Raw genomic sequence first — 22,492 nt, 5'->3', positions numbered from 1 at the left:
GAGATATGCTTCCCTTCTCAGCGGCTGCCGAAAACAACAAACGCCCCCTCCTCGAAAAACTCAAAGACGCTTTTTCTGAATCCACCCGTGTCCTGGAGATTGCCAGCGGCACCGGCCAACATGCGGTCTTCTTTGCAGAGAACCTGCCGCATCTGGATTGGCGACCGAGCGACCTCGACGAAAATCTCCCCGCGATCGACCAAAGGATTGTGCAGGCGGACGCCGACCTTGCAAATCTGCTGGCGCCGATTGAACTCGACATGTCGGACTTGCCTTGGCCAGTGTCTGCCAGCGACTATGAAGACGCCTATGACGGCATCTACACCGCCAATTCCCTTCATATCGTTTCATGGGAGCTTGTAGAGGCCTTCTTCGAAGGTGTGGGCGAGACCCTCGCACCGGGCGGTGTGCTTTGTATCTACGGCCCCTTCAAATACGAAGGCACTTTCACAACCGCAAGCAACGAGACCTTCGACAAGAGCCTGAGGGACCGCAACCCGGAAAGCGGCATTCGCGATTTCGAGGCGGTGAATGAGTTGGCGGAAAAAATCGGCCTTAAGCTGATCGCCGATCACCCCATGCCCGCCAACAATCAGCTGTTGGTCTGGAAACGGGCTTCGTAAACGTCAGCGGGCCCGGGCGATCTCCAGCATCCTGGCGATATCCATCGACGTCTCGAGGTGAGAGGCCAGATCATCCAGAACGGCATCTATGCTCACATCATAGGCGAGATCGGACGTCGCACCGAAACCTTGCAAATACGCCTGGCGGAAGGAATCGGCCGTAAAAAGCCCGTGCAAATAGGTTCCGCAGACGCGACCATCGCCGGAAACAGCGCCATCGAGCTTTGGCGCCCCGGATGCCTCGCGAATATGCAGCATGGGGCGTCCGCAGTCCGGGCCTGACGTCCGTCCGATATGGATTTCATACCCTGAGACCTCTGCGCCTGTCAGCAGGTGCTTGCCTGCGGCTTCCACGAGGGATTTTTCCGGCGTCAGGATCGTCTCAACGTCGAGGTAGCCAAGCCCTTCAACAGTGCCTGGCGCGCCCTCAATGCCTTCCGGATCAGCGATCGTCCGGCCGAGCATCTGATAGCCACCGCAGATCCCAAGAATATGCCCGCCGCGCCTATGATGAGCTTTCAGATCAACATCCCAGCCCTGGGATCGGAAAAACGCGAGGTCGCCAACGGTCGATTTTGAGCCCGGCAGGAGAACCAGCGTCGCATCGCCAGGAAGCGGCGTTCCGGGCTGAATCAACTCCAGTGTCACGCCTTCTTCCATGCGAAGGGGATCAAGATCATCGAAATTGGCGATCCGGGAAATAACCGGCACAACGATTTTGACCGGCCCTCTGCCTGCGCCATTTTCCAGCCCGAGCGCATCTTCAGCGGGAAGTTTGCTGGCGTCAGAAAACCATGGAACGACACCAAGACTGCTCCAGCCCGTCCGCGCTTCAATTTGGCGCATGCCCTCGGTGAAGAGACCGGTATCACCCCGGAACCGATTGACGAAGAATGCCCTGATGCGCTCCCGTTCATCATTTTCCAGCACCGAATGCGTCCCGACCAGCGAGGCGATCACCCCGCCACGGTCGATATCGCCACACAGCACCACCGGAAGGTCCGCAGCCTCGGCAAAGCCCATATTGGCGATATCGCCGGCCCGCAGGTTGATTTCAGCCGGACTGCCGGCTCCCTCCACAAGCACAAGATTCGCACCTGATTCGATTTCTGAAAAACTCTCCAGAACCTTTGGAAGCAACGTCGCTTTCTGGGTTCCGTACTCCCGCGCCCTCATCGTGCCGAAACGTTTTCCCTGCACGATCACCTGAGCGCCGGTATCCGTTTCCGGTTTCAGCAGAACCGGATTCATGTGGACGCTCAAGCGCTCCCGGCAGCCCATCGCCTGCAAGGCCTGCGCCCGTCCGATCTCACCGCCATCAGCCGTGACGGCCGCGTTGTTGGACATGTTTTGCGGCTTGAAGGGACGCACTTTCAGTCCGCGATTGGCGAACAATCGGCACAGACCGGCAACGATCAGGCTCTTGCCGACATTTGAGCCGGTCCCCTGGACCATCAACGCCGGTGTTCTCTGCCGGTTTCCGCCAGGGATCACGTATCGGCCCCGTCGGACGCCCTTGTTCCATAGGGCCTGAATTCCTCTGGCACCGGCAGGCGCGCCAGGTGCAGTTCCAGCAGGAGACGAATTGTGGGCCGGACGGCAAACAGGATCGAGCCAATCAGGAACAGCCAAGTGCCAGCAAACAACAGACTGTCGTAAAAGAAGAAAATACTGCCGATGACGAAGGTGACAGCAGCCAGGAACTCCACAAGCGTGCGCGCCAGCTCATAGCGGCGCACGATCTCTGCATGGGAGCTGGAGGCAGACCTCAGGCCCTGATTGAAAGGCTTCATCATTGCTGATCCTTCATGTTGGCGCCGTGCGCAACCTCGTAAACGCCTAGAATTCAATACCTTCCTGTGGCTTTACACCGGACCGGAAGGGATGCTTGATCTGGGTCATTTCTGTCACCAGGTCGGCAATGTCGATCAGCTCGTCCTTCGCGTTGCGGCCAGTAATGACGACGTGAACGTCTTCCGGCTTTTCATCGCGCAGGAAGGCAACCACTTCATCGATCGGCAGATAGTCATATCGAAGCACGATGTTGAGCTCGTCGCAAAGGATCAAGCGATAGTCTCCGCTTGTGATCATCTCCTTGGCCGCATCCCAGGCCTGGCGCGCCGCATCGATGTCGCGCTGGCGATCCTGTGTTTCCCAGGTAAAGCCTTCCCCCATGCGCTTGATCGTGACCAGGTCTGAGAACCGCTCAAGCGCCATGCGTTCGCCCGTTTCGATCCGTCCCTTGACGAATTGGACGACACCAACCTTGTGGCCATGACCCAGGGACCGGAAAACCATCCCGAACCCGGCGGTCGACTTGCCTTTGCCCTTGCCGGTATGGACGATCAACAGCCCCTTCTCGATGGTCTTGGTCGCCATGATCTTGTCGCGGGCGGCCTTTTTCTTGCGCATCTTGTCCGCGTGCCGCGCGTTGAGTTCCTCTTCACTCAGATCTGCTATCTTGTCGCTCACGGCGCTCTCCCATCGGTATCATCTTGAAGTTTCGCCTGTAATTCGTTCAAGCGAGCATGCGTGCTGTTCTTGCGCGGCGTCCAGAGACCACGGTGCAATGCCTCTGCGAAGCGGGCAAGTATCTCACGGTAGGCTGCAGGGTTTGCGTCTTCCAGAAAATCGCGCACCTCCTCAACGTCTATATAGGCTTCGAAAAGCTGATCGAAATGATGGTCCCCGACGGCCCGTGTCGTTGCAGAAAACGCAAACAGGTAATCGAGTGTTGCGGCGATCTCGAACGCGCCCTTGTAGCCATGGCGCATGACACCGGCGATCCACTTCGGGTTCGCTGCCCGGCCCCGCACCACCCGGCCGATTTCCTCCGCGAGAGACCGCACCACCGGCCGCTCAGGCCGCGAGTGATCATTGTGATAGACCCTGGGCGCTTCGCCCTTCAAGGTTTCGATGGTGGCAGCGAGCCCTCCTTCGAACTGATAATAGTCATCGCTGTCGAGAAGATCGTGCTCGCGGTTGTCCTGATTGTGCAGGACTGCGTCGACACCGGACAGGCGCGTTTCCAACTCGCCGCGCGCGGAGGTGCCGTCTGCTCCACCACCATAGGCGTATCCGCCCCACGTCAGGAAGCTCTCGGCAAAATCGCCTCTCTCGTCCCAGATCCCTTCATCGATCAGCGCCTGCAAACCGGCTCCATAGGCGCCCGGTTTCGAACCAAAGACGCGGAAGGCGGCGCGCCGTTCCGCCTCCACTTCATCCAGTCCTTCGGCTTCGTATCTGGCCCGGTCTTCGCTGACCCTTGCAGCAATCGGATTTGATCCCTTTGGTTCCTCCAACGCCGCAACGGCTCGCACTGCGCTGTCGAAAAGGTCGATCTGGTGGGGAAAGGCATCGCGAAAGAAGCCGGACACGCGAAGCGTCACATCGATGCGCGGACGCTGCAACTCGGCCAGAGACAGGACTTCGAAGCCCGTGACACGACCCGACGCCGCTTCCCAGACTGGCCGCGCGCCAATCAGCGCCAATGCCTGGGCGATGTCATCACCACCCGTCCGCATGTTCGCCGTACCCCAGCAGGTGAGAACGAGAGAGCTTGGCCACTCGCCCTCCTCCTGAAAGTATCGCTCGGCGACGAGGGATGCTGACGTTTGCCCCAGGCGCCAGGCCGTCTCGGTTGGCACGGCCCGGACATCGACGGAATAGAAATTGCGGCCGGTTGGAAGCACATCGGGCCGCCCGCGGCTGGGCGCACCGGAGGGACCCGGGGCAACAAAACCGCCGCCCAGCGCTGTCAGGACCGCTTGCGTTTCAGCAGGGCCTGACCCTGACACCGCCGGACGAAGCTCGGTCTCGATGCTGTCCAGAACGGCGTTGGTCGCGACCCAGTCGTCAGGAGCCGTCACGGTCCCGGCGACAAGCCTTTGCGCCAGAAGCTCGATCCGCTCGACCGTATCGCCATTGGAGCGCCAGGGATCTTCCGACAACCCGGTCAGGATCTCAGGCGTCTCACCTGCCCAGCGCGCAGAGAAATCACAATCAAGTGGATCAAAGAGACATAGCCCCGAGAGGGAGTCAGCACCTGCCTCACCACTCAACCCAAGATCCCGTGCAATTGCGCGCTGAAGGCTTTCCTGCCCTGCATCCGCACCCCGCGGGACACGGGCAAGCGCGACGAGAAGGTCTGTCAGCAGTTCGTCCTCGGGACTTTGCCCGAGAACATGCAGACCATCGCGGATCTGCAACTCCTTCAGATCGCACAGATGCGCATCCAGTCGCGCCAGGCGCGTGGCTTCGTCCATTCCCTCGTCAAGACCGATATCGGCGTCCAGGCCATGCCGGGTCGCCAGATCGAGGATATCGCGCGTCAGGGCCTTCAGCCGGCGCGGATCAACACCGCTGGCAAGATAATATTCGTCCAGAAGCGTCTCGAGTTCACCGGAGGCGCCGTGGCTCTCGGCCCGGGTCAGCGGCGGTGTCAGATGATCAACGATGACCGCGGATGTCCGCCGCTTGGCCTGGGCCCCTTCTCCCGGATCATTGACGATGAAGGGATAGATATTCGGCACCGGTCCCAGAACAGCCTCGGGCATGCAGGCTTCAGAAAGTGCCAGAGCCTTGCCCGGCAGCCATTCAAGGTTTCCGTGCTTGCCCATATGCACAACCGCATGGGCCCCGAAGTGCCGTCTCAGCCAGATGTAGAAGGCAAAATAGTGGTGCGGTGGGACCAGATCAGGATCGTGGTAGGTTTCCTTGGGATCAATATTGTAGCCACGTGCCGGCTGGATCCCGACCACCTGATTGCCGAACCTGTGCAGCGCAAGCCGGAATGCTCCGTCAACCACATGAGGGTCATCGTCCGGATGTCCCCACCGCTCGCCGACCGCCTTACGCACGGCTTGAGGCAATCGCGCAAACGCGTTCTCGTAGTCTTCCAGGGACAGAGACTGAAACCCACGGCGAGCCTGTCGCCCATCGAGGGCGTTTGTGACGCCAGAGCTCAGAAGGTGCATCAGGTCCTTAGACGTCGCAGGGGCCTCTCCCACATCATAGCCTGCTGCGCCCAGCGCCTTCAGAAGCTCGACACAAGACGCGGGAGTATCAAGCCCCACCCCATTGGCAATCCGCCCGTCCTTGTTCGGATAGTTAGCCAGGATGAGCGCGGTGCATTTGTCAGCGGGCGGCACGTGGGAAAGATGCGCCCAATTCGCCGCGAGCTTCGCAACAAAGGCTATTCGGTCGGCAACAGGAACAAAGCGCACCGGCGTCGATTGCGTCGCCTCATCGAAGGTCCCCTCCTCCTTGAAGGACACCGCACGCGTCAAAAGCCGTCCATCAACTTCGGGAAGAACCACATGCATGGCAAGATCGCGGATGGCAAGGCCCTGGTCGCTTTCTTCCCAGCCCTCGAAGGATGACGACGAGAAAACGACCTGAAGAACCGGCTTGCCCGGTGCATCGAGCGGTGTTGTCTGATGAACAGTTCCCGCCTTGGAAACGGCAAAGGCGGTCGCGTTCAGGACAACATCCGGCGGCGCGGCCTCAAAAAGGCTTGCAAGAACACCAGCAGATTCAGCCTCCTTCAGCGAGGAAACAAATATCGGAAGTGCATTCACCCCTGCCTTTTCGAGAGCTTCGACAAGCGCATCGACCGGCGCGGTCTGTGCGCCCTGGACCAGCGCCCGGTAAAAGGTAATCGCAGCAACAGGCCTTGCAGGATCCCGCCAGGTGGCTTTCAGCACCTCAATATCCGGCGCGGTCTCTCCTCGAAGATAGATACCCGCCCGCGGCAGAGGCACCGGATGTGCAGGCTCCTCATCCCGGCCTGTGAGATGGGAGAGGAACAGAAGTGCGTTGGAATAGTTGCCGCTACCGCCTTCGACGCAATAGCGCCAGAACCGGCGCACGTCCTCAAGAGGAACGGTCGACCGGCTCGCCAGAGCGCCATCCCACTTGTCATCGCCCGGAACCAGGATCAGTTTCGCCCCGGAGGCACGGGCTTCCTCTTCAAGCCGCTCGACGCCGTAGCGCCAGTACTCGACACCGCCGAGCAGGCGCACCGCAACGATCTTCGATCCTCGCACGGTCTGCTCGGCATAAAGGTCCACCGAATAGGGGTGCGAGAGAGCCATGACGTTGGCAAGGCGCAGACCTGCGGCGTTCTTCCCCAAGGCGTCTTGCGCACTGGCAAAGGATCCAAGCTCCGTGTCTGCCGCAGACAGGAACAGAATATCGGCGGGAGACTGACCGAGGTCGACCGCGTCCCCGCCGTCATCTATCCGCCGCGCCTGGCTTGCAAGAATGTGCATCAGGAACAGTCTCTCCCCGAACGGGTGGTTCCTGTGACCAAACCCGCCCTAGCCTCTTCGAAAAGACCGAGCATCTGCATCGGCACGAACCTACACCCGGACCCAAACGTTACGCCTGTCATGCCGCCTCAACAGCCGGGCTGAGAAGGTGTCCGACCGCTTCAAGATCAAGGCCCTTTAGACCGATCACCACAAGCCGGCCCGCGCCTTCTGCACCTGCTGCAAACCATGTCTCAACGCGAGGCCCGACGGCCTGAACCATGGCCGGAGCCGCCTTGCCCGTGATCTCGACCGCGCCCTTGATCCGAAGCACCCCCTTCAGCGCCATGGCCTCCAGCACCTTCGCCTCTGCGTCCTTCAGACTGGCAAAGGCCGCGACAGGCACGACGTGGCTCTCGAAATCATCATGATGGTGATGGTCATGATGATGATCGTGGTGGTGGTCGTCGTGATGGTGATGCTCATGTCGGCTGGCCATATCGTCTTCGGCAGCCGACTCGCGGCCAAGCAGGACCTCGATGGGCAGCGTTCCTTTCTCGGAGGAGACGATGTGAACACTCGGGCGCACTTCGGTCTTGATCTTCGTCTGCACCCTGGAGAGCGCCTCTTCAGACACGAGATCCGCCTTGTTCAGAACCACGAGGTCTGCGCAGGCAAGCTGATCATGAAAGAGTTCCTCAACCGGGCTCTCATGATCCAGTGCCTCATCGGCCGCGCGCTGGGCTTCCAACGCAGCTTCATCAAGTGCAATCCGTCCTTCGGCAAGAGCCGCAGCGTCCAGTACCGTCACAACGCCGTCAACGGTCACCTTGGTCTTTACGCTTGGCCAGGAAAAAGCCCGGACGAGCGGCTGAGGCAGGGCAAGGCCTGATGTCTCGATGACGATATGCTCAGGCGGATTGTCCCTCGCCAGCAACATTTCCATGGTCGGCAGGAAGTCATCTGCCACCGTACAGCAGATACAACCGTTGGTCAGCTCGACGACTTCCTCAGCTGCGCAATCAGGATCGGCACAGCCATTCATCAGCGAGCCGTCAAACCCCATATCGCCGAATTCATTGACAATCAGCGCGATCCGGCGGCCATCCGCGTTCTGCAGGAGATTGCGAATGAGCGTCGTCTTGCCCGCGCCAAGAAAGCCGGTGACGATGGTCGCGGGAATCTTTTGTCCGGTGGTCATATCTTTATATCCGCGTGAGAAGAGGGTTTCAAAATGAGCGGCAGGCCAGCTGCGACGAAGATCACCTGTCGCACGACCGCTGCAATGTCCTGGTTGAGACGGCCCTGAAGGTCGCGAAACGACCGGGCCAACGGGTTGTCCGGCACGATGCCCATGCCAACCTCGTTGGACACCAGCACGCAAGGCCCCTTGAGGTGGCGCAGTGCTTCTGCCAGGCGGGCGGTTTCAGTGGCAACATCGCGCTCACGATAAATCAGATTGTTTAGCCAGAGCGTCAGACAGTCAATCAGGATGACCGTTTCGGGCCCCGCCTCACAGTCGAGCACGCCGGCGAGGTCGAGTTCCTCTTCCAGCGTGCGCCAATGCTCGCCGCGCTGGGCGCGATGCTGGGCGACCCGCTCATGCATTTCAGCGTCTATGATCGGGCTGGTTGCCACGTAAAGGCGGTTGAGACCACTCTTCACGGCCAGGTCCTCGGCGAACCGGCTCTTGCCCGATCGCGCGCCCCCGAACACCAGCGTTGCGGTCGCAGCACCGCCGGGGACAGCATTCTTCGAGCTGCTGGACGCGCTCATCGGCACCTCGCAGCGATGTATAAGGGAATTCGGCTTGGAAGGAACCTGTCACGTCGACAGGCATCAATCAGTGTCATCACGGGCTCCCTGCCGTCCACCCGACGGCGCTTGAACGTTTGGTGTCAGGCCGGTCTCCTGGCTTACGGCTCGATCAGACTTCTGCACCTTCCCGGTCCAGCCTCTCGGCTTGTCCAGTGGCACGTCGCAAAAGCCCTTGCCGTACACAGTTGCGGGGGCAGCCGCGGCTTTGGCGCTTCGCTGGTGAAGGCCGTACCGCATTCCCGTTTCATTTCCGGAAGGTTAGAGGCCTGCCGGAAAACCATGACCCAATCTGTCTACCCTCTCGCCTCCCCATAGACAAGCATCGCGCGGCCCTTTCAGGAATTGCGCCCCGCGAATGCTGATTGTTCCCCGGCAATTCTGTCGATGAGCGTGGATCCGCGCTCCTCCACTCTGCAGCACTGCGGACGTGTCCCCGAATATATAGCGGCGCTTTGAACCGGGGCTGACGGATACGCGCCTCGAAACGGCGCCCTCAAAACGGAATTAAGACAATGAAATAATTAGGTTTATCCGCGTTACCCACACTCAAAGTCGGGTGCAGATGAAAATAAGTTGGCAAGGGGCTTGGCAAACCGGCAAAGCGTTTGTTATACGCATCTCCATCGACGGAGCGGGCACGACCCGCTGCAACGTTGGTGATCCCCGATAGCTCAGTTGGTAGAGCATTCGACTGTTAATCGAATTGTCGCAGGTTCGAGCCCTGCTCGGGGAGCCACTCTTGCTCCTTTCCCAATATCTTAAATACCATAGCTGACAGACGCCGGATGCGCGTCCGATCGCTTGCTCGCGACCGCTAGAGCATTGTCTTCAATTGCTGCGGCACGACATTTTCGCCCGCGCAAGCGCGCAGCGGGCACGGCTTTTACTCGCCGGAGCGAATTTCAGACCGACCAGTTTCAGCTCCTCCAAAGCTATGCAGACCCTTGAGCGCAAGGCGCAGGATTTACTTGACTGCGTTGGTCATATTTTATAGCCATAAATATATGAACTTAAACATCATGTTTATGATGAGGACGCCGTGTTCCGGCCGAGCGCTTTGAGCGACGAACCGGCTACACCAAGGTCACAATGAGGTTTCTATCTGCATGCGTATCTTCCTGCAAAAGACGCTGGGCTGGGGTCGACAACTTGGGCAGCGCACCAATCTGGGTCTGGCCGCCGGTCTGCTCTATGCACTTGCAACACCGCATATGGTCAAGGCTGCAGAAAACACTCTGGAGCTGGAGCTCAACCGGGCAGCGCAGACCGATAGCGGCTGCATGCTGACCTTCGTCGCCGCCAACAAGACAGGCCAGGCCCTCAACGGCGTCGCCTATGAGTTCGTTCTTTTTGACGCTGACGGACTCGTAGACCTCATGACAGCATTCGACTTCGGCGCCATGCCCGAGCAAAAGACAGTTGTCCGGCAGTTCGAACTTGCCGGAGCGCAATGTCCGGCGATCAGCCAGATCCTGGTCAACGGCGCAGCTCGCTGTGATCTCGCGAACCCTGCAGAGGCCGCGGACGACACATGCGTCAGCAGCCTCGCCACGAAGAGCCGCACCGACATCGCCTTCATCAAGTAAGAGAAAAATCTCATGGACCAGACCAGTCTTCTCCAGCCCGTGATGAACCTTCTTGAGACCGGCGGGCCGGTCGTCGCCCTGATCGCGATGCTCTCGGTTGTCTCCCTCGCTCTCGTCCTGATGAAAATCGGGCAATTCTGGCGCGAAGGCGTAGGTCAGAACCGGCGCGCCCGCAATTGTGTGACCCTGTGGCGCAGCGGCCGAAAACAGGAAGCCGTGCGTTTGCTCTCATCGCCAAGGACTGCGACCGAAGAAGTGCTTGCAACCGCAATGCGCCTATCTTTGACGACCAAACTCGACAAGGCCGCCATCGAAGAAGAGGTCTCGCGCCGCGCCATTGCACGCCTGCACAATCAGCAATGGGGCTTGAAGGCCCTGGACGCGATCGGACAGGTTGCGCCGCTGCTTGGTCTCTTCGGAACGGTTCTCGGCATGATTGAGGCTTTTCAGCAGCTCCAGTCGGCCGGCAACTCGGTTGATCCTTCGATGCTTGCCGGCGGCATCTGGGTGGCGCTTCTGACCACCGCGGCAGGCCTTGCCGTCGCCATGCCGGTTTCGCTCATTCTGACCTTTTTCGAAAGCCGTATCGACAACGAACGGGTCTCAATCGAAACCTTGAGTGCCGGCATCCTGCTGTCGCACGTGCCAGATGCCGAGAACATCAAGGTCGAGGCCGCGTTCCAGTCAGCTGATCCGGTCTCCATGGCTCCACAGGCCGTACATGCGCATTGACCTTCCCGAAGCGCGATCGCGAAAGCTGTCCCTGACATCGTTGATCGATGTGATCTTTCTGCTGCTGCTCTTCTTCATGCTTACCTCAACCTTCACCAAGTTCGGCGAAGTTGAAATTTCACCGCCTGGCAGCGCTGGCAAGTCATCTGGCAAGGGCCCTGACATCGTCTTTTCGCTCACCGGGGAGGATCTGCGCATCAACGGACGCAACGCCTCCTGGGAGACAGCGCAGCAGACGCTTGAAGAGCTGACCACCAAAGGCGCGAAAGCCGTGCTGCTATTGCCCAAGGGCGACGCCAGCGCTCAGGACCTCGTCAACGCGATGGAGCTCGTCCGCCGGGTCGACGGCCTCAGCCTGACCGTCGCAAAATAAACAGACCTCCACGTGATGCCCTTCAAGGGCGGAGCCGACCTCATGAAGAAGCTTTCGATTGCGCCGATAAAGCGCAAAAGCGAAAACACGATCTCCCTGATCAACATCGTCTTCCTGATGCTGATCTTCTTTCTCATTGCGGGCCAGCTTGCGCCGCCTTTGGACAAGACCGTCGACCTGATCGACAGCAAGGATGCAGACCCGCTGCCGCCGCCCAACGCATTGGTCGCACGTGAGGATGGCTCGCTGCATTTCCGCGGCTCACCCACCACAATTGAAGCGTTTCTGCAGGAGGCGGCAAGTCTGGAGGCAGTCGAGGAAGATGTGCAATCCGAGCAAGCCGGATTTCCGGTGAGGCTGATTGCCGACCGTGATCTTGCAGCAACCGCCTTGATCGGATTGGTCGGCGAGCTCCAGGCCGCCGGCGCAGGAAAGGTGACCGTCGTCACCATGAGGACGCAATGAGCGAGGCCCATCACCCGCCCCACCGCTGGCGCTGGCTGGCGCTATTGCTCGTGGTGTCCCTTGGTCTTCATCTTGCCTTCGCCGCATGGGCGATGCTGGAGGATGATGAAATCCTCATGGCGGGAGGCGCTGAAGCCCCCGCGGCGACCGTCGGTCAAGCTTTCGCCGACATGATCGTGGCGGGCTCAGAGGTGACCGAAACCCCGCCTGAGGAAATCGACACCGAGGAGCTGCTCGAGCCAGAACAGCCCGAAGAGGTTCAGGCCGTCAAGCCACGGGAAGTCGAAACGGCGCGTGCAGAACCGGTCGAAACACTGGCGAATCCGGTCAGCGCAGCGCCTGTTGCGCCGGCTCTGACCTCGACCATTGTCAACGCGCGCTCAGAAGGCGCTTTCGTCCAGTCAGAGCAGACCCTGGACGCCCCGATCGAGGCCCAAGCCGTTAAAGAGGCTCCGCTCAAGCCGTCCGAGACACAGCCGCAAGAAGCATCGCCGCTGAAACCTCAGGAACCGCTTCGCACGGTCCAGCCAGTTGTTGCGAGCGCAGTCCCGCAGGCACAGGAAAGTTCTGAGCCAGTCGAGACAAAACCGGTCGCCGCCAAGACAGCCCAGACGCCGGTTGTTCGCCCTCAGCCGCCAGAAGCAATCCTGAAGCCGGAGGTATCCGAGGTCGAGCCGGAAAAGGTTGAGCCGCTGGAAACGGCCGAGCTGTCGGAGAACCCACCAAGCGACGCTATTCCCGTTCCTCAGCTGCGTCCAAAACCGCTGGTTCAGGACTTACCGAAGCCCACCAAGACCGCCCAAAAAACGCCAAAAAAGGCAAAGAAAGCGCCGAAGAAACAGACTTCTCAGGCAGGCTCCGGTGGCAACAGCAATCAAACGGCGCAAAAGGGCGGAGCCCAAAACCGCGGCAAGGGCTCCGCCGCCGGGAATGCCAAGGTTTCCAACTACCCTGGCAAGGTCGCCCGCAAGCTGCGTCGCTCCCTGCGCTACCCTTCCGCTGCAAAACGCAAACGGCTGAGCGGCAATGTGCATGTCAGCTTCTCGGTGGACAGTTCCGGCAGGGCAAGCGGCATCCGCGTCTCAAGAAGCTCGGGCTCGCCTATCCTGGACAAGGCCGCAATCGAGACCGTTCGCCGGGCAAGTCCTTTTCCGAAAATTCCACCAGAAGCTCAACGGAAACGCTGGGCCTTTACGGTCCCGCTCGCGTTTCGCCGCTAGGCATCTCCGCGGGACTTCGGGCGATCGGGATCAGATCAGATCGACTGCCAGGGAGACCGGGCCCTTCACGGATGCAAAGTCCACGGTCGTTTGCGCCTTTTGCAGTGCCTGCTCGGACGTCTCGACCCGATCCGTCAAACCGACAAGGCCCAGATGGACGGTCAAAAGCGTCTTTTGACCCGATACGACCACAGGTTCGCGGAGCAGGCTCATGATCCGTTCCGCCATTTTCCGGACGGCGCCGTCGTCATTGCGCAAGGTTGGAAAAAGCACAGCAAAACGACCATCATCCAGTCGAGCAACAAGGTCCATCGGCCGAACCGCTTCTCGAAGGCGCCGCGCGATGATCTGGTTGGTCTGGTCACAAGGTGCCATGTGCTCACCGAGCGCGTAATAGTGTGCAAAGCCAACCGATATGACCATCACCCCGCAAGAGCCACCATTTAGCCGCACGCTGTCGAGGGCGAGCTCCATGTCTTCAAGCAGGTAAGCTTGATTTGCGACCTTGGTCAGAGGGTCCGTCTGACGCGATCGCCGGAACGCCTTGTAGTCCTTGTCGTCTTCCGCGATTTCATCGTGGGTTCCGATCCAGCCTCCGCCGGGCATCGGCGCATGGATCGTGCCGATGAGCGTTCCCGTCTTGAGCTTGAAATAGCTGCGGACCGTTTCGCCCGCTTGCAAGCGCTGACGCAGCTGCGCGATATGTGCCTCGACATCGCCTTCAAAGTCACCGCGCAGCTTTTCCGCATCCAGCAACGTCTGGATCGCCACCCCATGGCGGACCTCGCCATCCGGCTTGCTGAAGATGTCGATATAGCGCTGATTCCAGATTTGCAGGCAGCCTTCCGCGTCGAAAACGCTGACACCCTGCTTCATGTTCGCAAAGGTAGCCTCCAGTTCCGCGCTCTTCTTTTTCGCGCGCCGCGCGTTGTCACGCAGTTGCTGCTCCAGCTGCTTGCGCAGACTGATATCGTCAAGGGTGGTCAGCAAACCGCCATCCGGCAGGGATATCGCCTTGATTTCGTGAACCGTTCCGTCCGAAAGCACGCGTTCGTAGGTGACGACCTCACTCTGCGCAAAACGATCGATCGTCTTTGCAACCGCGGCGTCAAGGGAATCGCCGGTCAGCCCCTCCCGGCTCACGTTGCGGGCAACCATCGAACGCAATGTCGGACCTGAACGCATGAAGTTGTCGTCAATGCCCAAAAGCTCTTTCATGCCGGTGTTGATCAGCGTCAGGTTTCGGCGGGCATCAAAGAGAGCTACACCGCCCGGGAAGTTCTCGAACACCGCCTCGAGCACCGCGCCCTGGGTTTTCAACTCCGTGACATCCGCAAAGAAGTCTGCGCGATACGATGACGGCGTGATCATGGAACTCGTCTGAAGCCAACGGCTGTCGTCGAGCCGGTCTATATGGCTCACCGAACCGCCAAAGAAATCGGAAGCACGGTCCTCGACCCAGGCTTCACGCACTTCCGCGTCATCTTCGACATCGGCAATACGGCCTGAAGCCAGGTTGCGCGACAGCACATCCCGGTAAGTTTCCGCTTCACCGCTGGGCAATTTGCCGTCCATGAACGCAACACGATAGGCGCCATTGGCCATCACCATGCGGTCGTCCTGATCAAACACAGCAATGCCATTTGGAATGGCTTCAAAAGCCTCATTCAAAATGTCTTCGCTGCGCTTTTTCGCGGTGATGTCCTCAACGGAGATCACCAGACCTACGAACTTCTTGTCTTCGCGGCTGATCAAAGGCTCTGAACGGCATCGCAGCCACTTGCGCGTCTGGTCCTCGCCAACCTTCGCCTGCAGCGTCAGGCTCTTGGACTGCTTGAGAATGAGAAGTCCCGACAGGAGATTGTAGTCGTCGTAGGCTCTTTCCTGATCGAAAAGCGCGTGCATGTCTGCCGGCTCGACAAGACAGGGGACGTCTTCAAGATGGGTCATTTCCGCGTAAATGGTCGGACACTCGAAAATTGTCTCGGCTGCTGCATTGTGCCAACGGACAATGCCCTCGCCGTCCACCACCAGGATCCCCTCAGACAAGGCATTCAGCGTCGATCGATAGAGCCTTTGGGATCGGTCGATTTCCGTCTCAGCGGCGCGGCGCGCGCTGACATCCATGATGGATCCCACAAGCAGCAGCTCGCCGTCATCACCAAAGACCGGCTGACAGATGGATGCGACCCAGATTCGACGGCCTGTCGCCGTCTGAATGGGAAGATCAATCTTCCATCCGGTTCCCGAGGCCACCGCTTCGCGAAATGCGGTCTGCAGGCTTTTGCGATAGGCCGGATCGCACATGTCGAACCATTCCTGCAGGCTCGGCGAATAGTCAGGAGGTCGATCATGAATACGGCAAGTTTGCTCGGTCCAGAAGATCTTCTGCGTGGCTGGCTCGATCTCCCAACCGCCAACACCGGCCAATTCTGTTACATAATCAAAGTGTTCGGTCTGCTTCTCGCTGCGCTCCAGAGTTTCGAGCGCCTTTGACGTCTTGCGTCGCGTCTGAACCAGAGATCCGGCGATAGCTCCAAAATCCAATAAAAATGATAAATCAATATTATCTGATGTTTTCTTAGTCTTAGATATAAGGACAATAACGCCCTCATTCTTGTCCTGGCCTAGATCGCTGGCCGCTGCGTTGAAGCCGGTCAGAAAAACAGTTTGCGCTTTAGCGCTCTGCATCTCATCAGGGTCGGGGAAAAACGTCGCGATTTCGGCGCTTTCGTTTACGAGGCGTGTTTCTCCAGCTTCGATGGAAATCGCAGAGAGATCGAAATCAGAAAAAAGCTGGGCTGCATTCCCCGATTGCGCAAGCTTTGCCGAGAAATATTCGCCTTCCCGCAGAAAAACAGCCCCGGCTTCGCAACCCGCCAGTCTCATGGCTGCCTTGAGGGTCCGCTCAAGCCCGATCGCGCATGGATCCGCATCAGGGCTCACGGCGACTTCCCCCGCCTGAGCGCTTGCACTGCCGTCTGAATAGGCCAGCACCACGTATCGAAACCTCGCCTCTGCACAACTACAGATAGATACTATGCAGAACTCAGCTAACGCATAGTAACCAAAACAAGGTCTATGTTGATTTTTCCAAAGGCCGACCGGGATAAATATTATCCGCAATAATTACAATGAATACATACGCAAGTACTTGAAAACACGATCAAACACGCCATCAACTCGCCACAGACGTTAAGCAAATCATAACAATAACACGCAGATTTGCGATTTAAATCACACATCAAGTACCAATTGTGGTGCAATAATGGCTTAAGCGTGACAGAAACCGAGCGGGTTGGACAAGAAAACAAGCGATCTTGAAACCTTAATCGGCTGCGCGCGTTGAAAGGATGTATCTGCCCCAGGAGGCACACATGCACCGTATTATGGAAATCACGCCCCCAAGTGCGCTCGCCACCGCCCTTTGCACGGCGCTGCTGATTCTTGGGCTGGCCGCACAGAGCCAAAAGGCATCTGCGTCGCCGCTGCCGCAGGAAACCGTGACGCTGGAAGAAGATCAGCTGGCGGTCACCGTCGCATCGGCCAGCAAGGAGCAAACCGACCCGCTCAACAGCGATCTGACCATATGGGTCGGCGAGATCGAGTTGTTCGGACGCGACACCATATGGGTCGAGCTCATCGACAGTTATGGTGAGGTCATCTACGATTCCGAAGTTCGCCCAAACGAAACCCATCTGTTGCCTGATGGCCGCGCGGTCGTGGTGCGTTCGGTCGACCCGGCAACGCGTATCGTCAAATCCGACGAGAGCCGGCTTGAAATCGAAGGGCAGATGATGGTGACGCGCCGGATCGTTGAAGATGGTCAAGAGAGCACGTCAGTGGAATTTGTCGAAGCCGCGCCCAAGAAGAAAAGCTCTCCGTTGCTCGAAATGGCTGCGGTCGGACAGACAATCTGGACGACAGTCCTGACCTTTTTCGACACGGCCGTTACGCAGGTTGAAGTTGCGTGGTCTTGGCTGGTGGACACCATCCGCGTTTGACACATGTCCCTTTACGGATCTTCGCAAATCGGCTCGACGCCGCGTCGGGTCGATTTTTTTATTGTTTTCAATAGCTAGTTCTCTTGAAAGGTGATCCGTTTAAAACCGAACCCCGTAAATCCAGCACAAGACAGATCAGGCTCCCTACCCGGGCGGTCGAAAGAAAAGGATTTGCCATGCGGATCGCCGTCATCGGCTCCGGCATTGCCGGAAACAGTGCCGCTTGGGCACTCAGCAACGACCACCACGTTGTCCTCTACGAAAAGCGAATTCGCCCTGGCGGGCATAGCGCAACGGTCGATGTGGATTATGACGGCACGAAAATCGCGGTCGACACCGGTTTCATCGTCTACAACGAACTCAATTACCCCAATTTCACCGCCTTGCTCGATCATCTTCAGGTCAAGACCGAGGCGAGCGATATGAGCTTTGCCCTCTCCTCTCGTAGCGGCCGCCAGGAATGGTCCGGCCAGACGCTGAACACGGTTTTTGCCAAGCGCAGCAACTTGCTGTCGCCTCGCTTCCTGTGGATGCTGCGCGACATCTTTCGCTTCAACAAGGCCTGCGCCGCCGACAACGCCGCTGGACGGCTCGATGGCCTGTCCCTCGGCCAATACCTAGAGCTTGGTGGCTACTCGAAAGCCTTCATAAACGACTACCTTCTGCCCATGGGCGCCGCCATCTGGTCGACCCCTCTTGAGGATGTGCAGGACTATCCGGCAGAGAGCTTCGTCAGCTTTTTCGAGAACCACCGGCTGATCAACTTTGACAGACCGACCTGGCGCACGATTTCAGGCGGAAGCCGAAACTATGTCTCAAAGCTTCTCGCCCCGCTGGCCGGTCAGATCCGCTACGGCGCCATGGTGACGGAGATACGCCGCCAGAACGGCAAGGTGCATGTCCAGGACAGCACCGGTCAGAGCGAGGTCTTCGACCAGGTCATCCTCGCCAGCCACACGGATCAGTCACTGTCCATGCTCTCGGACGCGTCAAACCGGGAGCGCGAACTGTTGAGCGCCATCCGCTACCGTCCGAACAACGTCTATCTGCACCGCGACGAAAGCCTGATGCCCGCGAGAAAGTCCGTATGGTCGTCATGGAACTATATGGCGGATGACAACCCGGACTCTTGCCGCGAGGTGACGGTCAGCTATTGGATGAACAAGCTTCAGAACATCGACCGTAGCAAGCCGCTTTTCGTAACCCTGAACCCTCCAAAACCGCCGAAAGATGATCTGACTTTCGCCCATTTTGTCTATGATCATCCGCAGTTTGATGCCGCCGCCATAAACGCCCAGAAAAATCTGGATGACATCCAGGGCGTCAACAACACCTGGTTCTGCGGTGCATGGGCCGGGCACGGGTTTCATGAGGACGGCCTTTCGGCAGGGCTGTCCGTTGCACGGCGCCTTGGCGCGACCTTGCCCTGGGAAACCGGCGCAGACCCAATGCCGGTTATGGAAGCAGCCGAATGACGCGGCAAACAGCGACAAGCATGGACGCAAACGGCGCACCGCCGGATGCAGCGGCCTGCCTTTACAGCGGCTCCGTGATGCACGCGCGCATGAAGCCCGTTGCGCACCGGTTCGACTATGACGTCTTTTCACTGCTCATCGATCTGGACAGGCTGGAGGACGCCGCACGTCTCTCGCGATTTTTTTCCATTCGCCGCTTCAATCTGGTCTCTTTCGATCCGAAAGATCACGGGCCACGAGACGGCTCGGATCTAAGACAGCATGTGGATGGGCTTCTTGAAGCCCAGGGGCTCGAGCGACCGAGCAAAGTGCTGCTGCTGGCCTATCCGCGCATCTTGGGGACGGTCTTCAATCCGCTCGCTGTCTACTATGCCTATGACGCATCTGATGCCCTTGTTGCCGTAGTTTACGAAGTGCGCAACACATTCGGCGATCTGCACCAGTATGTGGCACCCGTCCGCGAAGGTCAGTTGAGCGCCGCCGGCCTCAGGCAGGATCAGGAAAAGCTGTTCTACGTCTCGCCCTTCATCGACATGGACCAGCACTATCATTTTCGCCTGATGCCTCCGGGCAAATCGGTGAGGATCCGGATCCTGGAAACCGATGACGAAGGTCCTCTTCTGTCGGCCACTTTCAGTGGCAATCACAAGCCCCTCACCTCCTCTGTCCTCCTGAAACTCTGCATCAGGATTCCGCTTCTGACCGCCAAGGTCGTTGGCGGGATCCACTGGCAGGCCTTTAAAATTTGGCGCAAGCGTGTACGATTTTATCCAAGGCCTGCGCCGGGAGCTTCAAGGCAATCTTCTTCCGATCACCCGAGCGGCCCGCTGGCGGCTGGATAAGTTTGCGTGTTTTCAACAAGGTAGAGCCCGAGGGTTTCACCATGACTCAACTCGTTATTGTTAGCCGCGACAACGCAAAACAAGCAATGTCCGGCATTCCCCGCATGGCCCGAATGGGCTTCAAAATTCTAATGAAGCTCCAGATCGGTTCCCTTATGGTCACCGTCCCTGATGGGCGGCAGTATCTCTTCAAAGGCACGGAACCTGGACCGGCCGCCGAAGTCGTGATCCACGACTGGACATTCGTGAACATGGTGCTTCAGGGCGGTGATGTCGGTGTCGGCGAGGCCTTCATGGCCGACTATTGGTCATCGCCAGACACCACCACCTTTCTGGAGCTCTTCTGCATAAACCGTGATGCAACGCTCGAAGCGCTGAAGGGAAAGCCGTTCGCCCGGTTTATGCTGGGTGTCAGACACTGGCTCAACGCCAACACCCGAAAAGGGTCCCAGCGCAATATCTCGGCGCATTATGATCTGGGAAATGCCTTCTACAAGGAATGGCTCGATCCTTCGATGACCTATTCCTCGGCCATCTTCGATGAGCGGACCAATGACCTGGAGGCCGCTCAGCAGCTGAAATATGCCTCCCTGGTGCGCGAGACCGACATCCGACCGGGTCATGACGTGCTCGAAATCGGCTGTGGCTGGGGCGGTTTTGCCGAGTTCGTCGGCAAGGAAGTGGGTGCCAACGTCAAGGCTCTGACCATTTCGCGCGAGCAATATGACTATGCCCGCGAGCGCATCTTCAAGGCTGGCCTCAACGAAAAGGTCAACGTCGTCTTTCAGGACTATCGCGACGAGCGCAGCACCTTTGACCGCATCGCCTCCATCGAGATGTTCGAAGCCGTCGGCGAGCGCTATTGGCCGACGTATTTTCAGCAGCTGTCGGCCTGCCTGAAGCCGGGTGGCCGCGCTGGGCTTCAGATCATCACAATCCAGGACCGGATGTTCGAGGACTACCGAAGTAGCCCCGACTTCATTCAGCGCCACATTTTTCCCGGCGGCATGCTGCCGCCCCCTGGAAAACTCGCCGAGATCGGCAAGCATCTCGGGCTGAACCTCGAAGAGCAGAAGATATTTGGTCAGGACTACGCAAGGACACTCGCGGAATGGCGCATGCGGTTCCGGGAAGCCTGGCCACGGATCAGTCCTCTTGGCTTTGACGAGCGGTTCAAGCGGCTATGGGAATTCTACCTTCACTACTGCGAAGCCGGTTTCCGGTCCGGGAATATTGACGTACGCCAGATGGTCTACGTTAAGAACAGCTAAGGGCGTGCCGGCGAGAAACTCCGCCGGCCGCAGACCATAAGAGCTGTCTACGTCTTGTCCCAGCCAGTCGAGCGGGCGACCAGCTTGAAGTAGAACGAATAAGGCAGCATGCGCAGCAGCTTGAGCTGCCTGACAAAGGCTCTTGGAAAAGCAATTTCGAACCGGCTCGGATGGACAAGACCCTTTCGGATCTCACCAACGGCCTCATCGACGGTCACCAGATGCGGCATCGGAAACGGATTGTCAGCCGTCGCCGGCGTGTCGACGAAGCCGGGATTGATCACCTGCATCCGGATACCCGCCTTGTCCAGGTCGAACTTCAAGGCTTCTGCCATGTTGATCAATGCGGCTTTCGTCGCCCCATAGGCGGCAGAAGTCGGAAGACCTCGATACCCGGCAACTGAAGAGACGATCGCAATCTGGCCCTGACCAGCCGCTTTCATTTTTGCGATGACGGGCAAAACCACATTGACCGTCCCACTCAGGTTGACATCGATGGTGGTCTGCCACTCTTGCCGATCGCCGTCGAGCCCGTCCTGCGGCAGGTAAACACCCGCATTGGCCACCAGAAGCGCCAAAGGCCCGAGTGTCGCCGTAATCGCATCACAGAGCGCTGCCATATCGTCCGCTTGCGAGACATCGCCGGGAAACGCCATGATATGACCAGCAAGCCCCTTCGCAGCTTCTGCGAGATCAGCAAGCTTGTCCTCAGAGCGCGCAGTGACCGCAACTTTCCAGCCGTCGGCGGCAAGAGACAATGCAAGCGCACGACCAATCCCCGAACTTGCCCCGGTGATCCAGGCACACCCGTCTTCGGACCGCGCCACATATTCTGTCGTCATGAAAAACTCCTCAGGGTTCGCATGATCTACGCAGCGAACCCAGGGAGCGGATCGATTTTAGACCGATAAAGCTGTCAGCGCATGAACGGCGCGAAAAACCGGCCGACAGGACCCGTGAGGCGCAGACTTCCCTCGGTCACAGCAAAACAGATGCAATCCTCGCCCTCATCGGCGATAGGCTTGTGATCTACTTCCTGGTCGGCAAAGGCTATATCGCCCCGTTCGAAATGACCATCGGAATCCTTGAAGCCACCTTGAAGAACCAGCGTCAGCTCTGTGCCCTCATGGGTGTGAGAGGGCATTGCACGCCCCGCCCGCACCCAAAGCAGAGAAGCCACACAGCCGTCTATTTCGCCGAACTTGCATTCCTTCACACCCGGAAGCAGCGTTTTCCAGGCAACGCCATCCAGGGAGCTGCCGACGATACGTCTCAGGCTTTCCGGCAAACGCGGATCACGGCTTTCGTTGACATTGCCGGTTGCCGCAGAAGCCGTATCGACCGAAATTGGCTCGGAGGCAAAAATTGCGGCCAACGCATCATCCCGGTCGGACAGCGCAACTGGTTGCGCTTCCTCGATACCAAGACCTGCCAGCGCTTCGAGCGATGCAACATAGTCTCGGTTGTCGTCGGATAGCTCAAGATGCGCCCCGACAAGGGCCTGGGCCGGCTCAGCCAAGGTGCCTGCGGCGAAGCCCGCCAGCAGCTCATCCAGACCGGTGACATTTTTTTCCATGCAGTCGCTCATAGGGCTCCCGTAGGCAGGAAATAGAAATACTTTTCCCGCTTACGAAGCATCAAAAGGATCGGATCACTGGGCTCAGCACTATTTTCGATGAACAGGCAGAGCTTTACCCGCGCACATTAGAACGAAGCTTCGCCGTTTTTCAACCAATTCAAGGCTGTGCAAGGCGCTGACGCTTGATCGGCAGAGAAAGGAACACTAGCTTCGCATCAACACGAGGCCCGCGCCCTTCAGGGACGGGACACTC

19 protein-coding genes, 1 tRNA gene and 1 riboswitch are annotated in these 22,492 nt (G+C 58.7%); of the genes, 11 read left to right on the top strand and 9 right to left on the bottom strand.

The window, feature by feature from the left end; all coding sequences use genetic code 11:
- Window positions 1-5 precede the first annotated feature (5 nt).
- Window positions 6-623 carry a DUF938 domain-containing protein gene (locus IG617_RS05340; RefSeq protein ID WP_192108030.1) on the top strand — a complete coding sequence of 206 codons (618 nt, stop codon included), beginning with the start codon at window positions 6-8 and terminating at the stop codon, window positions 621-623.
- Between the two features lie 3 nt (window positions 624-626).
- Here IG617_RS05340 and IG617_RS05335 read toward each other — a convergent pair whose 3' ends face one another.
- The 6 genes from IG617_RS05335 to cobU all read right to left on the bottom strand — a co-directional run bounded on the left by IG617_RS05335 (window position 627) and on the right by cobU (window position 8,650).
- Window positions 627-2,078, bottom strand: a complete 1,452-nt coding sequence (locus IG617_RS05335) for a cobyric acid synthase (RefSeq protein WP_192108504.1) — start codon at window positions 2,076-2,078, stop codon at window positions 627-629.
- 35 nt (window positions 2,079-2,113) lie between these two features.
- Complete coding sequence (locus IG617_RS05330; protein ID WP_254170442.1) at window positions 2,114-2,419, bottom strand: YrhK family protein; 306 nt, start codon at window positions 2,417-2,419, stop codon at window positions 2,114-2,116.
- A 43-nt stretch (window positions 2,420-2,462) separates the two neighbouring features.
- On the bottom strand, window positions 2,463-3,095 hold the full coding sequence (cobO, locus tag IG617_RS05325; protein WP_192108028.1) for a cob(I)yrinic acid a,c-diamide adenosyltransferase: 633 nt from the start codon (window positions 3,093-3,095) through the stop codon (window positions 2,463-2,465).
- Window positions 3,092-6,895 carry a cobaltochelatase subunit CobN gene (gene cobN / locus IG617_RS05320; protein ID WP_192108026.1) on the bottom strand — a complete coding sequence of 1,268 codons (3,804 nt, stop codon included), beginning with the start codon at window positions 6,893-6,895 and terminating at the stop codon, window positions 3,092-3,094. Before cobN ends, cobO begins: the two co-directional genes overlap by 4 nt.
- 118 nt (window positions 6,896-7,013) lie before the next feature.
- Window positions 7,014-8,075 carry a cobalamin biosynthesis protein CobW gene (gene cobW / locus IG617_RS05315; protein ID WP_192108024.1) on the bottom strand — a complete coding sequence of 354 codons (1,062 nt, stop codon included), beginning with the start codon at window positions 8,073-8,075 and terminating at the stop codon, window positions 7,014-7,016.
- The gene (cobU, locus tag IG617_RS05310; RefSeq protein ID WP_192108022.1) at window positions 8,072-8,650 is read right to left on the bottom strand and encodes a bifunctional adenosylcobinamide kinase/adenosylcobinamide-phosphate guanylyltransferase; all 579 of its coding nucleotides are present in this window, start codon (window positions 8,648-8,650) and stop codon (window positions 8,072-8,074) included. The genes cobW and cobU overlap by 4 nt, the downstream gene beginning before the upstream one ends.
- 108 nt (window positions 8,651-8,758) lie before the next feature.
- Window positions 8,759-8,989, bottom strand: a riboswitch (cobalamin riboswitch).
- 363 nt (window positions 8,990-9,352) lie between these two features.
- On the opposite strand from cobU, the gene IG617_RS05305 reads away from it, so the two are divergent.
- From IG617_RS05305 to IG617_RS05280, 6 genes are all read left to right on the top strand, one after another.
- Window positions 9,353-9,428, top strand: a tRNA-Asn gene (locus IG617_RS05305).
- 370 nt (window positions 9,429-9,798) lie between these two features.
- The gene (locus IG617_RS05300; protein WP_192108020.1) at window positions 9,799-10,278 is read left to right on the top strand and encodes a hypothetical protein; all 480 of its coding nucleotides are present in this window, start codon (window positions 9,799-9,801) and stop codon (window positions 10,276-10,278) included.
- 12 nt (window positions 10,279-10,290) lie between these two features.
- The gene (locus tag IG617_RS05295) at window positions 10,291-11,010 is read left to right on the top strand and encodes a MotA/TolQ/ExbB proton channel family protein (RefSeq protein WP_192108018.1); all 720 of its coding nucleotides are present in this window, start codon (window positions 10,291-10,293) and stop codon (window positions 11,008-11,010) included.
- Window positions 11,000-11,383: an ExbD/TolR family protein gene (locus tag IG617_RS05290; RefSeq protein WP_192108016.1), complete on the top strand. Its 384-nt coding sequence runs from the start codon at window positions 11,000-11,002 to the stop codon at window positions 11,381-11,383. Before IG617_RS05295 ends, IG617_RS05290 begins: the two co-directional genes overlap by 11 nt.
- A 42-nt stretch (window positions 11,384-11,425) precedes the next feature.
- The gene (locus IG617_RS05285; RefSeq protein WP_192108013.1) at window positions 11,426-11,848 is read left to right on the top strand and encodes an ExbD/TolR family protein; all 423 of its coding nucleotides are present in this window, start codon (window positions 11,426-11,428) and stop codon (window positions 11,846-11,848) included.
- Window positions 11,845-13,068: an energy transducer TonB gene (locus IG617_RS05280; protein ID WP_254170441.1), complete on the top strand. Its 1,224-nt coding sequence runs from the start codon at window positions 11,845-11,847 to the stop codon at window positions 13,066-13,068. The genes IG617_RS05285 and IG617_RS05280 overlap by 4 nt, the downstream gene beginning before the upstream one ends.
- Before the next feature lie 30 nt (window positions 13,069-13,098).
- On the opposite strand, the gene IG617_RS05275 is transcribed toward IG617_RS05280, so the two are convergent.
- Complete coding sequence (locus tag IG617_RS05275) at window positions 13,099-16,014, bottom strand: PAS-domain containing protein (RefSeq protein WP_192108011.1); 2,916 nt, start codon at window positions 16,012-16,014, stop codon at window positions 13,099-13,101.
- Between the two features lie 431 nt (window positions 16,015-16,445).
- Between IG617_RS05275 and IG617_RS05270 the strand changes: the two genes are divergently transcribed.
- From IG617_RS05270 to IG617_RS05255, 4 genes are all read left to right on the top strand, one after another.
- On the top strand, window positions 16,446-17,072 hold the full coding sequence (locus IG617_RS05270) for a hypothetical protein (RefSeq protein WP_209008281.1): 627 nt from the start codon (window positions 16,446-16,448) through the stop codon (window positions 17,070-17,072).
- 176 nt (window positions 17,073-17,248) lie between these two features.
- On the top strand, window positions 17,249-18,547 hold the full coding sequence (locus IG617_RS05265; protein ID WP_192108009.1) for an NAD(P)/FAD-dependent oxidoreductase: 1,299 nt from the start codon (window positions 17,249-17,251) through the stop codon (window positions 18,545-18,547).
- A complete protein-coding gene (locus IG617_RS05260; protein WP_209008280.1) occupies window positions 18,544-19,389 on the top strand; it encodes a DUF1365 domain-containing protein in 846 nt (281 codons plus the stop codon). Before IG617_RS05265 ends, IG617_RS05260 begins: the two co-directional genes overlap by 4 nt.
- A gap of 41 nt (window positions 19,390-19,430) precedes the next feature.
- On the top strand, window positions 19,431-20,660 hold the full coding sequence (locus IG617_RS05255) for an SAM-dependent methyltransferase (RefSeq protein ID WP_192108008.1): 1,230 nt from the start codon (window positions 19,431-19,433) through the stop codon (window positions 20,658-20,660).
- Between the two features lie 47 nt (window positions 20,661-20,707).
- Here the strand turns inward: IG617_RS05255 and IG617_RS05250 are convergent, their stop codons facing one another.
- Both IG617_RS05250 and IG617_RS05245 read right to left on the bottom strand, forming a co-directional pair.
- Entirely contained in the window at window positions 20,708-21,502 is a 795-nt protein-coding gene (locus tag IG617_RS05250) for an SDR family NAD(P)-dependent oxidoreductase (protein ID WP_192108005.1), read from the bottom strand.
- A 74-nt stretch (window positions 21,503-21,576) separates the two neighbouring features.
- Window positions 21,577-22,236 (bottom strand): ChrR family anti-sigma-E factor, encoded by a 660-nt coding sequence (locus tag IG617_RS05245; protein WP_192108003.1) that lies wholly within the window; start codon window positions 22,234-22,236, stop codon window positions 21,577-21,579.
- Between the last annotated feature and the right edge of the window lie 256 nt (window positions 22,237-22,492).

It is taken from the genome of Roseibium polysiphoniae (assembly GCF_014842925.1).
Lineage (GTDB): Bacteria > Pseudomonadota > Alphaproteobacteria > Rhizobiales > Stappiaceae > Roseibium > Roseibium polysiphoniae.
The sequence above is the reverse complement of the archived record's forward strand: the minus strand, read 5'-3'. Positions and strand labels throughout refer to the sequence as shown.